Source organism: Streptomyces sp. NBC_00193 (genome assembly GCF_026342735.1).
Classification (GTDB): Bacteria; Actinomycetota; Actinomycetes; order Streptomycetales; family Streptomycetaceae; genus Streptomyces; species Streptomyces stoeckheimensis.
The window spans coordinates 2,423,603-2,440,475 of the sequence record NZ_JAPEMM010000001.1 but is presented as its reverse complement, the minus strand read 5'-3'; the positions used below and the strand labels follow the sequence as shown (position 1 = coordinate 2,440,475).

General features: G+C 72.6%; 15 protein-coding genes. 11 read left to right on the top strand and 4 right to left on the bottom strand.

Going from position 1 to position 16,873, the window contains the following annotated elements:
* Positions 1-221: 221 nt before the first annotated feature.
* From OG898_RS10600 to OG898_RS10590, 3 genes are all read right to left on the bottom strand, one after another.
* Positions 222-1,985 (bottom strand): serine/threonine-protein kinase, encoded by a 1,764-nt coding sequence (locus OG898_RS10600; protein ID WP_266956390.1) that lies wholly within the window; start codon positions 1,983-1,985, stop codon positions 222-224.
* 191 nt (positions 1,986-2,176) lie between these two features.
* Positions 2,177-2,626, bottom strand: a complete 450-nt coding sequence (locus OG898_RS10595; RefSeq protein ID WP_266960184.1) for a MarR family winged helix-turn-helix transcriptional regulator — start codon at positions 2,624-2,626, stop codon at positions 2,177-2,179.
* A gap of 172 nt (positions 2,627-2,798) precedes the next feature.
* Entirely contained in the window at positions 2,799-3,539 is a 741-nt protein-coding gene (locus OG898_RS10590) for a type 1 glutamine amidotransferase family protein (RefSeq protein ID WP_266956388.1), read from the bottom strand.
* 167 nt (positions 3,540-3,706) lie between these two features.
* On the opposite strand from OG898_RS10590, the gene OG898_RS10585 reads away from it, so the two are divergent.
* The 4 genes from OG898_RS10585 (at position 3,707) to OG898_RS10570 (ending at position 9,297) form a co-directional block, all read left to right on the top strand.
* Entirely contained in the window at positions 3,707-5,059 is a 1,353-nt protein-coding gene (locus tag OG898_RS10585) for an aspartate aminotransferase family protein (protein ID WP_250744902.1), read from the top strand.
* A gap of 297 nt (positions 5,060-5,356) precedes the next feature.
* Positions 5,357-6,037 (top strand): GntR family transcriptional regulator, encoded by a 681-nt coding sequence (locus tag OG898_RS10580; RefSeq protein ID WP_266956386.1) that lies wholly within the window; start codon positions 5,357-5,359, stop codon positions 6,035-6,037.
* Positions 6,034-8,526 carry a glycosyltransferase 87 family protein gene (locus tag OG898_RS10575; RefSeq protein ID WP_266956384.1) on the top strand — a complete coding sequence of 831 codons (2,493 nt, stop codon included), beginning with the start codon at positions 6,034-6,036 and terminating at the stop codon, positions 8,524-8,526. The genes OG898_RS10580 and OG898_RS10575 overlap by 4 nt, the downstream gene beginning before the upstream one ends.
* Positions 8,527-8,646: 120 nt before the next feature.
* The gene (locus OG898_RS10570; protein ID WP_250744899.1) at positions 8,647-9,297 is read left to right on the top strand and encodes a hypothetical protein; all 651 of its coding nucleotides are present in this window, start codon (positions 8,647-8,649) and stop codon (positions 9,295-9,297) included.
* Between the two features lie 72 nt (positions 9,298-9,369).
* Here the strand turns inward: OG898_RS10570 and OG898_RS10565 are convergent, their stop codons facing one another.
* Entirely contained in the window at positions 9,370-10,095 is a 726-nt protein-coding gene (locus OG898_RS10565) for an SLATT domain-containing protein (RefSeq protein ID WP_250744898.1), read from the bottom strand.
* Positions 10,096-10,363: 268 nt separating this feature from the next.
* Between OG898_RS10565 and OG898_RS10560 the strand changes: the two genes are divergently transcribed.
* The 7 genes from OG898_RS10560 (at position 10,364) to OG898_RS10530 (ending at position 16,855) form a co-directional block, all read left to right on the top strand.
* Complete coding sequence (locus OG898_RS10560; protein WP_250744897.1) at positions 10,364-10,708, top strand: YbaB/EbfC family nucleoid-associated protein; 345 nt, start codon at positions 10,364-10,366, stop codon at positions 10,706-10,708.
* A 57-nt stretch (positions 10,709-10,765) separates the two neighbouring features.
* Positions 10,766-11,365 (top strand): recombination mediator RecR, encoded by a 600-nt coding sequence (recR, locus tag OG898_RS10555; RefSeq protein WP_243330636.1) that lies wholly within the window; start codon positions 10,766-10,768, stop codon positions 11,363-11,365.
* Positions 11,358-12,005 carry a DUF5063 domain-containing protein gene (locus tag OG898_RS10550; RefSeq protein WP_250744896.1) on the top strand — a complete coding sequence of 216 codons (648 nt, stop codon included), beginning with the start codon at positions 11,358-11,360 and terminating at the stop codon, positions 12,003-12,005. Before recR ends, OG898_RS10550 begins: the two co-directional genes overlap by 8 nt.
* A 152-nt stretch (positions 12,006-12,157) precedes the next feature.
* A complete protein-coding gene (locus tag OG898_RS10545) occupies positions 12,158-13,435 on the top strand; it encodes an aspartate kinase (protein WP_250744895.1) in 1,278 nt (425 codons plus the stop codon).
* On the top strand, positions 13,432-14,520 hold the full coding sequence (locus tag OG898_RS10540; RefSeq protein WP_266956380.1) for an aspartate-semialdehyde dehydrogenase: 1,089 nt from the start codon (positions 13,432-13,434) through the stop codon (positions 14,518-14,520). Before OG898_RS10545 ends, OG898_RS10540 begins: the two co-directional genes overlap by 4 nt.
* Before the next feature lie 209 nt (positions 14,521-14,729).
* Positions 14,730-15,455 carry a SigE family RNA polymerase sigma factor gene (locus OG898_RS10535; RefSeq protein WP_266960182.1) on the top strand — a complete coding sequence of 242 codons (726 nt, stop codon included), beginning with the start codon at positions 14,730-14,732 and terminating at the stop codon, positions 15,453-15,455.
* Positions 15,452-16,855, top strand: a complete 1,404-nt coding sequence (locus OG898_RS10530; protein WP_266956378.1) for a hypothetical protein — start codon at positions 15,452-15,454, stop codon at positions 16,853-16,855. Before OG898_RS10535 ends, OG898_RS10530 begins: the two co-directional genes overlap by 4 nt.
* Positions 16,856-16,873: the final 18 nt, after the last annotated feature.

Here is a 16,873-nt window from a genome sequence, read left to right as displayed (position 1 = left end):
CGAGTTGACCCCCGCCGCCCCTGCCCCCTGCCCCTGCCCGGCGTGCCAGCGCGGGGCCGGGTCCTGGCCCGGGCTGGTCCAGTACTCCCGCGCCCCGGCGATCTGCCTCGATCCGCTCCCACAGTCGTGCCACTACCTTCAACGGCTCGATGTGCCGCAGTGTGCGGGGGCACCTGTGATGGCAACAAGCTGTGCCTGCAGGCTTGTTGACTTCGAAATAATCAGCGACGTCGGTACGTGAGCGGAGCTGCGGTGCTGCCGTCGAGCTCCCGCACCAGGGTCCCGTTGGAGAGCAGCCGCAGCGTGCTCCGGCCGCCCGGCGAACACGAGGGCGGCGTACCGGAGATCACCGTGGAGGGGTCGAGCCCGACGCTGTCGGCGGTGGCGGAGCGCAGCGGCGCGGTCCAGGCGCAGCTGAGTCCGGGGGCCTGGAGGGTCAGGGACATGACGTTGGCGCCGGTCGTGCCGGGGGTCAGGGTGAGCTGCCAGCTCTGCCCGCCGTAGACGGTGCGCCAGGTGCCGGCGTAGGCCTCGGGGAGCGTGGCGGGAGGGACGGAAGGGGAGGGAGTGGCGACAGCGCCGGACGCCGTCGCGTCCCCGGTGGCCTGCCCGCCGGAGGAGGCACCGGAGGAGCCGGACGGGGAGGCGCCGGATCCGGCGCGGGGCGCACCGTCGCCGGCTCCGCTCATGACGGTGTACACACTGCCGCCCGCCGCCACGGCGACGACCACGGCGACGGCGACGAGCAGGGCCGTGGAGACGGACCGGGAGCGGGAGCCGCGCCGGGAATCGGACCAGGGTCCGGCGGCGGGGCCGTGGCCCGAGCCGGGTCCGGAGAGGGAGCCGGACCCGTCGTCCGCCCCGGGCAAGGCGGTGAGCGTGGGCGCAGGCGCAGGCCCAGGCGCAGGCGGGGTCGAGACCGGCTGCTCCGCCGTGCGCTGGGCGGGCACGGTCGCCGGCTCGGGCCGGTCCGGGCCCGCGTCCACGCGGTCCAGCAGGGCTATGGCGTGCTGCCCGAGCCGCGCGACGAGGGGCGCGGGCAGCCAGGGCTCCGGGGCGTCCTCCCGGTGCGCGGCGAGCCGTTCGAGGAGCTCGGCGGGGGTGGGCCGGGCGGCCGGGTCCTTGTGCAGGCAATCGCGTACGACGTCGCGCAGTTCGGCCGGTACGCCCGCCAGGTCGGGTTCCGCTTCCGTGACGCGCATCAGGAGCGCGGCGATGCCTCCGGGCTGGTCCGGGTCCCCGAAGGGCAGCCGGCCGGTGGCGGCGTAGGCGAGTACCGCGCCGAGGCCGAACACGTCGCAGGCCGGGGTCACGGGAGTGCCGTTGATCTGCTCGGGGGCCAGGAAGCCGGGGGAGCCGAGGAGTTCGCCGGTCTGCGTGAGGGCGGGGTCGGTGGTGGCGCCCAGGGCCCGGGCGATGCCGAAGTCGATGACGCGGGGGCCGTCGGCGGTGAGCAGGATGTTGCCGGGCTTCAGGTCCCGGTGGACGAGACCGGCACGGTGGATGTCCTGGAGGGCGTACGAGAGCCCCTCGCCCAGGATCCGTACGGAGGCGGCCGGCAGCGGGCCGAAGTCGCCGCCGACGGCCTGGCGCAGGCTCGGCCCGGCGATGTAGGCGGTGGCCAGCCAGGGGATCTCCGCGTCGGGGTCGGCGTCGAGGACGGCGACGGTCCAGTCCCCGCCGACGAGGCGGGCGGCGTCGGCCTCGCGGCGGAAACGGGTGCGGAAATCGGGGTGGGCGGCGAGGTGGGGGTGGATCAGCTTCACGGCGGCGGTGCGGGTGCCCGTACGGGTCCGGGTGCCGGTGGGGGCGCCGGTTCCGGTTCCGGTTGCGGCTCCGCCGCCGGTGCCCGTGGCACTGCTCGTGCCGGGGTCGGAGTGCTCGGCGCGGCCGAGGTAGACCTGGCCCATGCCGCCGGTCCCGAGGCGGGCGAGCAGGCGGTACGGGCCGATGTGCTCTGCGTCGCGCGGGTGCAGTTGTTCCATGACAGGTGGTCCTCCCCCTGGGACTCGCCGGAGCCCGACAATAGTGCGGCCGGGCGCGCTGCGGGTTGCGGGGGTGGGGTTGCCGCAGGTCGGCCGCCGGGGCGGGGCTGCCGGGGGCCGGGACACAGCCGACACGGAGGTTCCACCAGGCGTACGGGCGGGGCGTGTTGGCTGCTCCCGGCGGGACCGGCCTAGGCCGGGACGTCGGGTGGGGCGTCGGGTGAGGGCGGCAGGGTGTCCAGGGCGGCCGACAGGCGTTCCAGGACGCGGACCGTTTCGGCGAAGCCGTCCTCGCCGAGGGCCTCCGCGAGCCGGGTGGCCAGGGCCGCGTGGCCCGGGCCGATCCTGGCGACGGCGGCGCGGCCCGCCTCCGTGGGGCGCAGCAGCTTCGCCCGGCGGTGGGCCGGGTTCGGGACGTACTCGGCGAGGCCCTTGGCGGCCAGCAGGTCGGCGATGCGCTGCACGCTCTGACGGGTGATGCCCATGGCCCGGGCGATGGCGGCGACGGGCAGCGGCTCGCGGAGTACGGCTCCGATCACCTGCCACCAGGCTGCGGTCAGCCCCGCCGGGCGGGCCAGCTCCTCCGATACGGAGAGGAACTGGCCGTTGAGCCGGAACACCCCGAGGGCCGTGCGGCTCAGGAGGTCCTGCCGGGCGCGGAGGGAGTCCTCCCGCGGACCCTTGGCGCGCGAGGGCGCCGAGGGCGCGGAGGCGGCGGCTCCGGACGGCGCCGGGTCCGTCGCGGAGGGCTGCCCACCGGCCCGCCCGGTGATCTGCCCCGTGGGCCGCGGTGCGGGCCGCGGCGCGGGCTGGTCAGGCATCGCTCGGCTCCCGCTCCTGCCCCGTCTCGGGCTGTGCCGCCGCCATCAGCACCGGGTAGGCGCTCTCGTCGGAGTCGTGGAACAGGCGGTACCAGGCGTCGAGCACGTGCGGCTCGTACACCCCGAGGCGGGAGAAGACCTCGCGCGCGAAGGCCACCGGCTCCGTGGGGCCGGCCGTGATCAGGTCCCCGTCGGTGACCGCGTCGGCCTCGACGTAGCGCTCCGCGCCCGCGTAGCCCGGCTGGCCGCCGAGGTAGAAGGGGGCCGCGCTGGTGTGCGTACGTCCGTCCAGGACTCCGGCGCGGGCCAGGCCGGCCGTGGCTCCGCAGATCGCCGCGACCGGGATGCCCGCCGCGAGGAACTCCTCGGCCTTCGCCGCGAAGGGCGCCAGCTCGTCGCCCGCGTCCCACAGCCCGGCGCCGGTCAGGATGAGGAGCGCGGATTCCTCGGGGCGCAGGTCGTCCAGGGCCAGGTCGGGCTGGATGCGGAGGCCGCCCATCGTGGTGACGGGCCGGCCGGCGGCGACGCCGACCGTGCGGACCTCGTAGCCGTGCTGGGTCAGGTGCGCGGTGGTGTGGCCCGTCTCCCAGTCGGCGTAGGTGTCGTAGACCGCCACGTGGACCGTGCGCACCGCGGCGCCCGCGGACTGCGCCTGCGCCCCGGTCTCCGTCCCGCTCTCCGCCCGGCCCTGCACCGCTGCCCGCGTCTTCGCCTGCGTCTTCGTCTCGCTCATCGTGCTCGCCTCCGATGTCGCCGTCGCCGCTGCCTTCTATGACAGTATGCTGCCATCGTGACAGCATACTGTCAATCATTCCCCAGACAGACTGCCGAGACCCGCCCCCCACCCGCATACAGACCGCCGATATCCCTCCCCACCTGCACACTTCTACGGTTGCGGCCATGACCCCTCACGTCACCTCGGGCGCCTCCGTCAAGGCCGCCGACCGCGCCCACGTCTTCCACTCCTGGTCCGCCCAGGCCCTGATCGACCCGCTCGCCGTGGCCAAAGCCGAGGGGTCGCACTTCTGGGACTACGACGGCAAGCGCTACCTCGACTTCGCCTCCCAGCTGGTCAACACCAACATCGGTCACCAGCACCCCAAGGTCGTCGCCGCCATTCAGGAGCAGGCGGCCAGGCTCTGCACCCTGGCCCCCGGTTTCGCCGTGGACGTCCGCTCCGAGGCCGCACGCCTCATCGCGCAGCGGACCCCCGGCGACCTCGACAAGATCTTCTTCACCAACGGCGGTGCCGAGGCCGTGGAGAACGCCGTCCGCATGGCCCGGCTCCACACCGGCCGGCAGAAGGTGATGTCCACCTACCGCTCGTACCACGGCGCCACCGCCGCCGCGATCAACCTGACCGGCGACCCGCGCCGCTGGCCCTCCGACACGGCCGCCGCCGGCGTCGTGCACTTCTGGGGACCGTTCCTCTACCGCTCGCCCTTCCACGCGACCACCGAGGCCGAGGAGTGCGCGCGCGCCCTCACCCACCTCGCCGACACCATCGCCTTCGAGGGCCCGGCGACGATCGCCGCGATCATCCTGGAGTCGGTCCCCGGCACGGCCGGGATCATGACCCCGCCCCCCGGCTACCTGGCCGGCGTGCGCGAGCTCTGCGACCGCTACGGCATCGTCTTCATCCTGGACGAGGTCATGTCGGGATTCGGCCGGACCGGCAAGTGGTTCGCCGCCGAGCACTTCGACGTCACCCCCGACCTGATCACCTTCGCCAAGGGCGTCAACAGCGGCTACGTCCCGCTCGGCGGCGTCGCGATCTCCGGCGCGATCGCCGAGACCTTCGCCACGCGCCCCTACCCGGGCGGCCTGACCTACTCCGGGCACCCCCTCGCCTGCGCCGCCGCCGTCGCGACGATGAACGCGATGGAGGAGGAGGGCATCGTCGAGCACTCCGCCCACCTCGGCGAGAACGTGATCGGCCCGGCCCTCGCCGAGCTCGCGGAGCGCCACCCCTCGGTCGGGGAGGTGCGCGGTCTGGGCACCTTCTGGGCCCTGGAACTCGTACGGGACAAGGAGACGCGCGAGCCGCTCGTTCCCTACAACGCCGCGGGCGCCGACAACGCGCCGATGGCCGAGTTCGCCGCGGCCTGCAAGGCGTCCGGGCTGTGGCCGTTCGTCAATATGAACCGGACCCACGTCGTCCCCCCGTGCAACATCACGGAAGCGGACGCCAAGGAGGGCCTGGCCCTGCTGGACGACGCGCTGACCGTCGCCGACCGTCACGTTTCGGCCTGACCGAGGTCGCGTCGACGCCCGACGAGGCTTGAGCGAGCCTGACGCGCACCCCCGGGACCAGGGCAGGAGGGGAGTCCCGGACGGGCCGCGAACAGCCTCCGAGCAGGCTCCGAGCAGCAAGGACGACCCTGTGCGGGTGCCCCGGGAGGGCCCCGCGCAGGGTCGAATGATCAAGAAGAGAAGCGTGGTCCGTCCGGATAACGGGCGCTAAATCCATATAGCGGCCACCAACCGATCGGTTTCGGCCGTGCTGCCTGGCCTAAGGTGTCCGAAGCCCACAGATGGAGACGGACCCCTATGCCAGGCAGCGGCGCTGTCACCCGCAACACACTTCGCCGGCAGATCGCGGACGCGCTGCGTGACGAGGTGCTCGCGGGGCGCCTGGCGGCCGGGAGCGAATTCACCGTCAAACAGATCGCCGAGAAGTACGAAGTCTCCGCGACCCCCGTCCGCGAGGCCCTCGTCGATCTCTCCGCGCAGGGCCTGCTCGATTCGATCCAGCACCGCGGCTTCCGCGTCCGAGTCTTCACCGTGGATGATTTCCGGGGCATGATCGAGGCTCGTACGTTGATCGTGGAAGGCATCTTCCGCAGGCTCGTGGAACGCGGCACCGCCCCCGGCTCCGGGGAACGGCTGGTCTCGGTGCGCCGCCGGGCGGAAGAGGCGCGGCGGGCAGCGCTGAACGGCTCGCTCGAAGTGCTGATCGGCTACGACCTGCGCTTCTGGAGGGAGCTGAGCGGGCTGGTCGGCAACATCTACATCTCCGAGTTCCTGCACCGGATCCGGGTGCAGTGCTGGGTGTTCGCCGTGCCCTACCTGAAGGCGGAGCCGGACCTGCGCGCCGACCTGTGGGCCGGCCACAACGAACTGATGGACGCGGTGACCCGCGCGGACGCCGAGGAGGTACGACGCCTCGTGCACGCGTACAACCAGCACGGTCTCGACTGGGCCGCGGGCCTGAAGGCGGCCGGCGCGTGACCGGCGAGAGCGCCGTGGGCGCCGACCAGGGGAAGCGGGCCGCCGCCGGTACGCGCTGGCTCGGCGCCGTCGGCCTGTCCGTCGTCGTCCCCGCTCCGGTCCCGGAGCACACCCTCACCGTCCTGCGCGAGCACCTCGACGCGCACTGCGGCACGGGTCCGGGCGCCTGGGAACTCATCCTGGTCACCGACGCCGAGACCGCCTCTGCGGCGGCCGCCGCCGAGGAACCCCGGATCCGGCTGATCCGCCTCGACGCCGGCACCGACGCCGATGCCGACGACGGCACCGACGGCAGCGGCGTCCGCGGGCGCGGGCGCGGCAAGGGTGCAGCCCTCCGCGCCGGAGTGCTCGCCTCCGCGGGCGACCGGGTCCTGCTCACCGACGCCGCCCTGAGCACCCCGCTCGACGCGCTGGCCCGCCTCGAAGAAGTCCTGGACGCGGGCACCCCGCAGGCGGACGACGCACCGCCCGCCGTGGTCCTCGGCCGCTCCCGGAGCCGGCTGGTCCGCACCCTCGGCGTCCCCGGCATACCGGGATTCCGCGCGGACACCTGCGCCTTCGCCCTCTTCGACGGAGACCGCGCCCGCGCCGCCTTCGGTGCCTCCACCCTCGACGGACCGGCCATCGACGCCGAGGTCCTGCGCTGGGTCCGCCGTCAGGGCTGGCACGTGGCGGAGGTCGAGCTCCCGGCCGGCCGGGCCGACGCCCCGCACACCCCGGCCCCGGCCCCGCGCCCCGACCGCCGCCAGGCCCTCGGCGAGCTGTTCCGCCTCAACGCAGGCGGCCTCGCCGTGGCCGGCGTCTTCCTCCTGCTCTCCCTCTACGTCTTCCAGGGCCTGTGGACGGACCTCGACGGCGCCTACCTCGCGGACGCGCTCCAGGACCAGAACCAGTGGGAGTGGTTCGTCGGTGTCACCACCGACAACATCACCCACCTCCGCAACCCGCTCTTCACCCTCTCCCAGGGCATGCCCGACGGCGTGAACCTGATGGCCAACGCCACGATGCTCGGCCTGAACGTCCCGCTGATCCCGGTCACGCTGCTCTTCGGCGAGACCGTCACCTTCGCGCTGGTCCTCACGCTCGGCATGGCCGCGAGCGCCTGGACCTGGTACTGGCTGATCCGCCGCCGGTTCGTGCGCAGCCGCTGGGCGGCCGCCGCGGGCGGGGCGCTCGCGGCCTTCGCGCCGCCGATGGTCTCGCACGCCAACGGCCATCCGAACTTCGTCGTCCTCTTCATGATCCCGCTGATCATCGACCGGGCCCTGCGCCTGTGCGAGGCGCCCCGCGAAGGCCGCGGTGTGACGCGTGACGGGGTGCTGCTCGGGCTCTTCGCGACGTACCAGATCTTCATCGGCGAAGAGCCGTTGCTCATCGCCGCCCTCGGCATGCTGGTCTTCTGCGCGGCCTACCTCCTCGTCGACCGCCGCCGCGCCCTCGCGGCCGCGCGGCCGCTGGGCTCCGGTCTGCTCGTCGCGCTCGCCGTGTGCCTGCCGCTGGTGGCCGTACCGCTGTACTGGCAGTTCTTCGGCCCGCAGAGCTACCACTCGGTCCTGCACGGGGACAACGCCGGGAACAGCCCGCGCGCCCTGATCGAGTACGCCTCCCGCTCCCTCTTCGGCGACCCCGAGACGGCCGGCAAGCTCTCCCTGAACACCACCGAGCAGAACGCCTTCTACGGCTGGCCCCTGCTCGCCTTCGGCGTCGCCGTGTGCGTGTGGCTGTGGCGGAGCAGGGCCGTACGGGCCCTCGCGCTCACCGGCTTCGTCGCGCTCCTGCTGTCCCTCGGGCCGTGGGTGCCCGTACCCCGCACGGAGATCGTGCTGCCGGGCCCCTGGCGCCTGATGATCAAGCTGCCGCTCTTCGAGTCGGTGATCGAGGGGCGCGTGGCGATGGTGTGCGCGCCCGTTCTGGGCATCCTGCTCGCCCTCGCGCTCGACCGGATCCTCCGGCTGCGCACCCGCGAGCTGCGCACCCTGGGCCTGCTGGGGGCGGCGGCCGCGCTGATCCCGGTCCTGCCGCTGCCGCTGACCGTACGGGACCGCGCGCCGGTGCCCGCGTTCATCACCTCCGGGGACTGGAAGGGCTACGTCAAGGACGGGGAGGCACTCGTTCCGGTACCGCTGCCGGACCCCGGCCAGGCGGACGCGCTGCACTGGCAGGTGGAGGCGGACTTCGGCTTCCGGCTGGCCGGCGGCTACTTCAACGGCCCGTGGGGCCCCGACCGGATCGGCATCTACGGGGCCACCCCGCGGCACCTCTCGAACATGCTGCGCGACGTCCGCTACGGCGCACAGCCGCCCGAGGTCGACGCCGGCTGGCGGCTGCAGGCCCGCCAGGACCTGGAGTACTGGAAGGCCGGCGCGGTCGTCCTGCCCTTCCAGGACCGGGACACCGAGCTGCGGGACCTGCTCACCGGGCTGCTGGGCCGGGAGCCGGAGCAGGTGCGCGACGTGTGGGTCTGGAGGGTGGGACCGGGCGAGCCGTAGGCGGCGATCCGGTGCGCGTCCCGCCCGGATCCGCGTCGCAAGGTTCTGCTCACCCCTTCGCTGAGCGTGTCCGGCGCACTACGCTGGCCCGATCGGCGACAACGACTGATCGGAGGCCGAGTGGCCTGTGACCTGTGGCTGGTCCCCCTTGTCGACGTGCTGTGCCACAGCCCCGACAATCCGTTCGCGGAAGAGATCGCCTCGTACGACAAGGCGCTGGGCGAGGCCGGACTGCCGTCCGTGCCGGTGTTCGCGTACATGCCGGGGCTGTCCGGGGACGTCGCCCCGGTGGCCGGTTTCGACTACGACGCCCTGCACTTCCTGCGGCGGGCGTACCTGCTCCAGATCTGCGGGCTGCCGGTGACCCCGGTGGACGAGCTGGGCGGGGACTACGAGCAACTGCTGGAGATGTTCGAGCCGACGGCGCAGCAGTCGCACCTGGTGTGGCACTACGACCACGCGGGGGCCTACGTCCCCGTGGACTTCGCGTACCCGCTGGCCAATGAGGAGCTGCTGGCCGGGGGCGGGCCGCTGGGCTCCGCACAGGGCCTGCTGCGCGAGCTGGCGCTGGTGGCTCCCGCGATCGGGATAGACCCCCGGAACCCGCCGCTGGCCCCGGCGCCGCCGGGACGGCCGACCTCGCTGGAGGAGCCGGCCGGGCCGATCCCGTACGACGACAGCCCCTTCGCGCGGGAGCGGCACGTGTGGCTGGGCCTGCACGCGGCGGCGACCCGGAGCCTCGGCCAGGGCTCGATGATCATCTTCAGCTGACGCGGTCCGTACGCGCGTTCGCATGGACGGCGTGGGGGCCGGCTCCGCACGGCGGAGCCGGCCCCGCCCCGTTCAGCGCGGCTGCTCCGGCGGTCTCTGGCGGGGCATGTTCGGGCGGGTGCCCGGGGGGAGCGGAAAGCGGGCCGGCGGGACGTACGCCTCCGAGCGGGACCCGCCCGCGCCCAGGGACTGCATGACCAGCGGGGCGGGGCCGGAGCTGAACTCGACCATCCACTCCGCGGTCTCGGACCGCACCAGCTCGGTCACGTCCTCCGAGAAGCGGCGCAGCACGGTCAGACATCGCTCCGCGGCCTCGCTGGCGGTGCCCTCGGTCGGGCCCAGGATCTCGCGCACGTTCTCCGTGGCCCAGTCGAACTGCAGGGTCTGCAGTCGCCGCTGCACGGCCTGCGCCGTCGCCACGTCCCGCATCCAGCCCGAGGTCAGGCCGAAGAACCGGTCGCAGGCCAGGCAGGCCGCGCCCAGGAGCAGCGCGAGATAGCCGTACGAGGCCGCTCCGGGCACCGAGCCGGTCAGCTCCAGCAGCGGCATAGAGGCGCCCGTGACCGCGCCGGCGGCGGCCCCGATCCGCAGGATCCGGGCCCCGCGGCGCTTCCACGCCCGGTCCGACAGGTACCACTCGGCGGTGCGCAGCGCGTCGGCCTCGACCCGTCGGTAGAGCTCGTCGAGCCGCTCCGCGGGCTCGCCCCAGTCCCCGAGAGGGAACGGCCGGCCGGTAAGGTCGCCGTCCTCAGCGGGATCCCGGGGTGGCCCCTCGGGCTGCATCTCCGGCTGACTCACCCGGGCACTCCCTCTGCCTGCGCTGAACGTGTGGTGGTGCGCGTGTGCGCAATGGTGCGCATGCTCTTCCTACCTTCGAATGAGACGCGATGGGCGACGATTCCCGGGATTTCCGCCCGCAAGGGGGGCGTCATCAGGTACGCGCACGCCCCGTCTCTCACTCGAAAGAGTTGGTCCTCACGGCGTAGGGCGCGGCGCCCGGGGAGCACGTAGGCTCGGATTGACCAAGCCGCCGGCGCTTGGCCCGACGCTACGGAGTGAGTGACCTGTGATTCCCGGTGGTGGCATGCCCGACATGCAGCAGCTGCTCCAGCAGGCCCAGAAGATGCAGCAGGACCTCGCCGTGGCGCAGGACGAGCTGGCGCGCACCGAGGTCGAGGGTCAGGCCGGCGGCGGCCTGGTGAAGGCGACCGTCACCGGTTCCGGTGAACTGCGTGCGCTGGTGATCGACCCGAAGGCCGTGGACCCCGAGGACACCGAGACGCTCGCGGACCTGGTGGTCGCGGCGGTCCAGGCGGCCAACGAGAATGCGCAGGCGCTCCAGCAGCAGAAGCTGGGCCCGCTGGCGCAGGGGCTGGGCGGCGGCAGCGGTATCCCCGGCCTTCCGTTCTAGTCCCTTCCCGAGCCTCCCCGGCTCGGGAACCCTCCCGCACCGAAAGAAGGCAGTCCGTTGTACGAAGGCGTGGTCCAGGACCTGATCGACGAACTGGGCAGGCTGCCCGGCGTCGGGCCCAAGAGCGCGCAGCGGATCGCCTTCCACATCCTGCAGGCCGAGCCCACCGACGTCCGCCGCCTCGCGCACGCGCTGCTGGAGGTCAAGGACAAGGTCCGGTTCTGTGCGGTGTGCGGGAACGTGGCGCAGGAGGAGCGGTGCAACATCTGCCGCGATCCGCGCCGCGACCTGACGGTCATCTGCGTGGTCGAGGAGTCGAAGGACGTCGTCGCGATCGAGCGGACGCGCGAGTTCCGGGGCCGGTACCACGTCCTCGGCGGCGCGATCAGCCCGATCGAGGGCGTCGGCCCGGACGACCTGCGCATCCGGGAGCTGCTGGCGCGGCTCGCGGACGGCTCGGTCACCGAGCTGATCATCGCGACCGACCCGAATCTGGAAGGCGAGGCGACCGCCACCTACCTCGCCCGCATGATGAAGCCCATGGGCCTGAAGGTCACCCGCCTGGCCAGCGGGCTCCCCGTCGGGGGAGATCTGGAGTACGCGGACGAGGTCACGCTCGGGCGGGCCTTTGAAGGAAGGCGACTTCTCGATGTCTGACGCAACGCTGCACGCCCTGGGACTGGATCCGGACGATTTCGCGGCTTCGATCGCGGACCAGATCGAGTCCTTCATCGTCGCGGTCACCGAGGTGGCCAAGGGCGAGGACCCGGACAGCGCCGTGCCCTTCCTCCTCCTGGAGGTGTCCCAGCTGCTGCTGGCGGGCGGCCGGCTGGGCGCGTACCAGGACGTCCTGCCCGACGAGCGCTACGAGCCCGACCTGGGCCCGGAGCCGGATGTGGACGACCTGCGCGAGCGGTTCGCCGTGATGCTGGAGCCGGTCGACGTCTACTCGGAGGTCTTCGACCCCTACGAGCCGCGCAAGGCCCCGGTCCCGCACCGGATCTCCGACGACCTGGCCGACGTGGTCGCCGACCTGCGGCACGGGCTCATCCACCACCAGGCGGGCCGGGTCACCGAGGCGCTGTGGTGGTGGCAGTTCTCGTACTTCACCAACTGGGGCCCCACGGCGTCGGCCACGCTGCGCGCCCTCCAGTCGCTGATCGCGCACGTCCGCCTCGACCAGCCGCTGGCCGCGCTGGACGGGCTGGACACGGACGAGGACCTCGCCGAGGACGAACTCGCGGAGCAGGCCGGACAGGTCATGGCCGAGGAGCTCGGCGGACTCGGCCGGCGGTGACGTCCGCGAAACCCCACGAAACCCCAGAAAACCCCATCGGCGGGGGAACCCGTCTTCTGATCCTTTCGTCTCATGATGTGGTACGAGGCGGTCGTATCCCGGCCGCTCGTTAGACTGCACCTGCAATGAGACGGACTGAGCGAGGAGCGCACGTGGGCCTTGTCGTGCAGAAGTACGGAGGCTCCTCCGTAGCCGATGCCGAAGGCATCAAGCGTGTTGCCAAGCGGATCGTGGATGCCAAGAAGAACGGCCACCAAGTGGTCGTCGTGGTTTCCGCGATGGGCGACACGACGGACGAGCTGATCGATCTCGCCGAGCAGGTGTCCCCGATGCCTGCCGGGCGCGAATTCGACATGCTGCTGACCGCCGGAGAGCGGATCTCCATGGCCCTGCTGGCCATGGCGATCAAAAACCTGGGCCACGAGGCCCAGTCGTTCACCGGTAGCCAGGCAGGCGTCATCACCGACTCGGTCCACAACAAAGCGCGCATCATCGATGTCACGCCGGGCCGGATCCGCACTGCGCTGGACGAGGGCAACATCGCCATCGTCGCCGGCTTCCAGGGCGTGTCGGCGGACAGCAAGGACATCACCACCCTCGGCCGGGGCGGCTCGGACACGACCGCCGTCGCGCTCGCCGCGGCGCTGGACGCCGAGGTCTGCGAGATCTACACCGACGTCGACGGCGTCTTCACCGCGGACCCCCGCGTCGTGAAGAAGGCCAAGAAGATCGACTGGATCAACTCCGAGGACATGCTGGAGCTCGCGGCCTCCGGCTCCAAGGTGCTGCTGCACCGCTGCGTCGAGTACGCGCGCCGCTACAACATCCCGATCCACGTCCGCTCGTCCTTCTCGGGACTGCCGGGCACCTGGGTCAGCAACGAGAATCCGCAAGGGGACGAGCCGGTGGAGCACGCCATCATCTCCGGAGTCGCTCACGACGTCTCCGAAGCCAAGATCACGGTCGTCGGCGTCCCGGACAAGCCGGGTGAGGCCGCGGCCATCTTCCGCGCCATCGCGGATGCCGAGATCAACATCGACATGATCGTGCAGAACGTGTCCGCCGCCTCCACGGGCCTGACGGACATCTCCTTCACCCTCCCCAAGGCCGAGGGCCACAAGGCCATCGACGCCCTGGAGAAGGCGAAGAGCACGATCGGCTTCGAGTCCCTGCGCTACGACGACCAGATCGGCAAGATCTCCCTGGTCGGCGCGGGCATGAAGACCAACCCGGGCGTCACCGCCTCGTTCTTCCAGGCGCTGTCCGACGCGGGCGTCAACATCGAGCTGATCTCCACCTCGGAGATCCGCATCTCGGTCGTGACCCGCCAGGACGACGTCAACGAGGCCGTCCGCGCCGTGCACACGGCCTTCGGACTCGACTCCGACAGCGGCGACGAAGCCGTCGTCTACGGAGGCACGGGACGTTGACCGGGGCCCGGTCCGTCCCGGCTCCGGCACTCGCCGTGGTCGGGGCGACCGGAGCCGTCGGCTCCGTCCTGCTCCAGATGTTGTCCCAGCGGGCCGACGTCTGGGGCGACGTACGCCTGATCGCCTCCTCGCGCTCGGCCGGCCGCAGGCTGACCGTGCGCGGTACGGAGGCCGAGGTGCTCGCCCTCACCGAAGACGCCTTCGACGGCCTCGGGGTGGGCGACATCGCGCTCTTCCTGACCCCGGCCGAGGTGTCCGCCCGGTGGGCTCCCGTCGTCACCGCGCGCGGAGCCGTCGTGGTGGACCAGTCCTCGGCCTTCCGCGAGGACCCCGACGTACCGATGGTGCTGCCCGAGGTGAACGGGCACGCGGCCCGGATCCGGCCGCGCGGGATCGTCGCCGGGCCCGATTGCGTGACCGCAGCGATGATCGCGGCGCTGGGCGCGCTGCACGCCGAATACGCGCTGGCCGAGCTGGCCGTCTCCACGTACCAGGCCGCGAGCGCGGCCGGCCGGGCCGGCTCCGAGGCACTGCGCCGCCAGCTGTCACTCGTCGCCGGCACCTCCCTGGGGGAGCACCCCGGGGACGTGCGCCGGGCCGTGGGCGAGGACACCGGGCCCTTCGCGGGTCCGCTCGCGCTCAACGTCGTGCCGTGGTCCGGTGAGCTCCGCGAGGACGGCTGGTCCTCGCACGAGCTGGCCGTACGGGCGCAAGTACGCCGGATCCTGGACCTGGCGGAGCTGCCGGTGTCCGTGACCTGCGTACAGGTACCCGTACTGACCGGGCACTCGCTGACCGTACGGGCCCGGTTCGAGGGCGCCGTCGAGGCGCTGCGCGCCCGGGAGATCCTGGAATCGGCGCCAGGGGTGGTCCTCGTGGACGACCCGGCCGCGGGGGAGTTCCCGACCCCGTCGGACGCCGCGGGAACGGATCCGGCCTGGGTGGGACGGGTACGGCGCTCGCTCGACGACCCGCGGTCGCTGGAGTTCTTCGTCTGCGCGGACAACCTGCGTCAGGGCGCTGCGCTCAATGCCACACAAACTGCGGAGCTCATCGCGGCTGATTTTGGCTCTTTGACTTTGTAGGATCATCGTTAATCCCTTGATCGAGTGGATGGCCCGACGCTGCCGTCGTACGACGATGCGCGTCCGGGCGAGCGGCTACGCAAGAAGACGATGAGAATCCCGCCGATGAATCTGCCGTGCGCGTACAACCCTCACGGGGGGACGCGAGTCCAACTGGCGTGGCAGAAGCATTGCTCGAACTCCCCGTCATCCCGGCGCGCACCGGGACGATCCCGATCCCGTTGCGCCGGCGCCCCCGCACGCCCGGTGGGTTCCCGGTGATCGTTCCCGTTCCGCCCGCCGCGACGGCGTCCGGAGCACCCCTGCTGCCCGGGGTGCCCGCCGCGCCCGACGTCCCTCCGTCCGGACCGGCCGAGGACGGCCGTGTGCCCGGGCCGCGCAGCAGCACGGAGGGCACCGGAAGCACGCACGAGGTGGCAGAGGTCGTCGAGGTGGTCGCGGGTACCACCGTCGACTACCTCACGGAGACCTACCAGGCGCACTACCGCTCGCTGCTGGGCCTCGCCGCGCTCCTCCTCGACGACACCGCCTCCTGCGAGGACGTCGTCCAGGAGGCGTTCATCCGCGTCCACTCGGCCCGCAACAGGGTCCGGGACCGGGACAAGACCCTGGCCTACCTGCGCCAGACCGTCGTCAACCTTTCGCGCTCCACCCTGCGCCGCCGCATCCTCGGCCTGAAGCTTCTGTCGAAGCCGATGCCGGACATGGCGAGCGCCGAGGAAGGCGCGTACGACCTGCTGGAACGGGACGATCTCATCAAGGCGATGCGCGGGCTCCAGCGGCGCCAGCGAGAGGTGCTGTCGCTGCGCTACTTCTCTGACATGACGGAAGCCCAGGTCGCCGAGACCCTCGGCATATCGCTCGGTTCGGTCAAGGCGTACGGATCGCGGGGCATTGCCGCGCTGCGGGTGGCGATGGAGGCTGCGCAGTCATGAGTGACGACCGGAAGAAGAACGAGTCCCAGGACCAGGACCAGGGCCAGGCACAGGACCAGACCCAGGACCGGGAGCTGCCCGGCCTGTCCGGCGCGTCCGACTCCGGCGGCCTGGAGGCCCTGAGGGCGCTCGTGCTGGGCACGGCGAGCACGCCGGGCACGGCGAGCGCGGCTGAGGCTCCCGACACGGCTGAGGCTCCCGACACGGCGGAGGCTCAGGACACGGCTGAGGCTCAGGACACGGCGGAGGCCGCCGGTTCCGAGCAGGCCGGCACCGAGGAGTCCGCTGCCGAACCCGTCGTCGCCGAGCCCGCCGCCCCCAAGCTCGCCCTCGTCAAGCCCGCCGCCGTCGAGCCCGCCGCCTCCGCGCCCGTGGCCGAGGAGGACGTGCTCCGCAATCTGCTGCACGGGGTCGTCGGGGGGATCGAACCCTCCGGCAACGCGCTGGAGCGGCTGCGGTACGCCGTCCCCGCGCGCCGGGTCCGCAACCGGCGGATCCTGGTCGCCGCCGCGGCGGCCGTCGTGGTGCTGGGCGGAGGGATCCCGGTGAGCCTCTCCGGGACGGGCGGAAACTCCGACCGTTCCACCATGGCGGGCCACGGCCAGAAGGGCGGAGACTCGAAGGACGGGTCCGGCCTGCACCAGAACGGCTCCGGCTCCCGTCCGAAGCCCAAGAAGACCTCCGGCAAGGACAAGGACAAGGACGGCAAGGACAAGACGGACGACGGGGACGCCAGTACTCTGCCGCCCCTGCCGGACGGCGGCTACCCGAGCATCGGCGGGCCGAACGTCACCCCGCCCCGCGCCACCTCGCCCATCCCCGGCACCACCGGCTCTGTCGGCGGCGGCATCCCGCCCGCCTCCGTGGTCGTGCCCAACTGCGCCCAGAGCCAGATCTCCGTGGCGGGCAGCACGAAGGCCGCGTCGGCCGGCGGCAAGGTCGCCGGCAGCTTCAAGGTCACCAACGTGTCGGCGAGCAGCTGTACCGTCCGCGGCCCGGAGTCGCTGGCGGCGGGCCCGGCGTTCCAGGGCGGTGCCCCGGTGACGGTCGTCAACCACGTCACGGGCGATGCGGCGACCGGGCTGCTGCCCGACCCGTCGGTGGAGACCCTGCGGCTGGTGCTCGCGCCGAACGCGCAGTACGAGGTCCGGTTCGCGTGGGTGCCGCCGGAGGGCGGCTGCCCCAGCGCCAACGGCGGCGGGGGCAACCCGCCCGAGAGCGGCTCCGGGGATGCCTCGGGCACCGACACGGGCCAGGGGCAGGCGGCGCTCCCGCCGCTCGGTGCCCTAGTGGCCCACACGCCCAATCCGGACGGTCCCGACGGCCCGACGACGCAGCTGAGCATCCCGGAGGCGTGCGGCGGAACCGTCTACCGGACGGGCGTCATCCCGCTCAAGTAGCCGCGGACGGACGGACGG

Excerpts from the sequence above, each read along its gene's own strand:
- OG898_RS10600 (WP_266956390.1), bottom strand. The coding sequence starts at position 1,985 with ATGGAACAACTGCACCCGCGCGACGCAGAGCACATCGGCCCGTACCGC.
- OG898_RS10590 (WP_266956388.1), bottom strand. The coding sequence starts at position 3,539 with ATGAGCGAGACGAAGACGCAGGCGAAGACGCGGGCAGCGGTGCAGGGC.
- OG898_RS10585 (WP_250744902.1), top strand. The coding sequence starts at position 3,707 with ATGACCCCTCACGTCACCTCGGGCGCCTCCGTCAAGGCCGCCGACCGC.
- OG898_RS10580 (WP_266956386.1), top strand. The coding sequence starts at position 5,357 with ATGCCAGGCAGCGGCGCTGTCACCCGCAACACACTTCGCCGGCAGATC.
- OG898_RS10550 (WP_250744896.1), top strand. The coding sequence starts at position 11,358 with ATGTCTGACGCAACGCTGCACGCCCTGGGACTGGATCCGGACGATTTC.
- OG898_RS10530 (WP_266956378.1), top strand. The coding sequence starts at position 15,452 with ATGAGTGACGACCGGAAGAAGAACGAGTCCCAGGACCAGGACCAGGGC.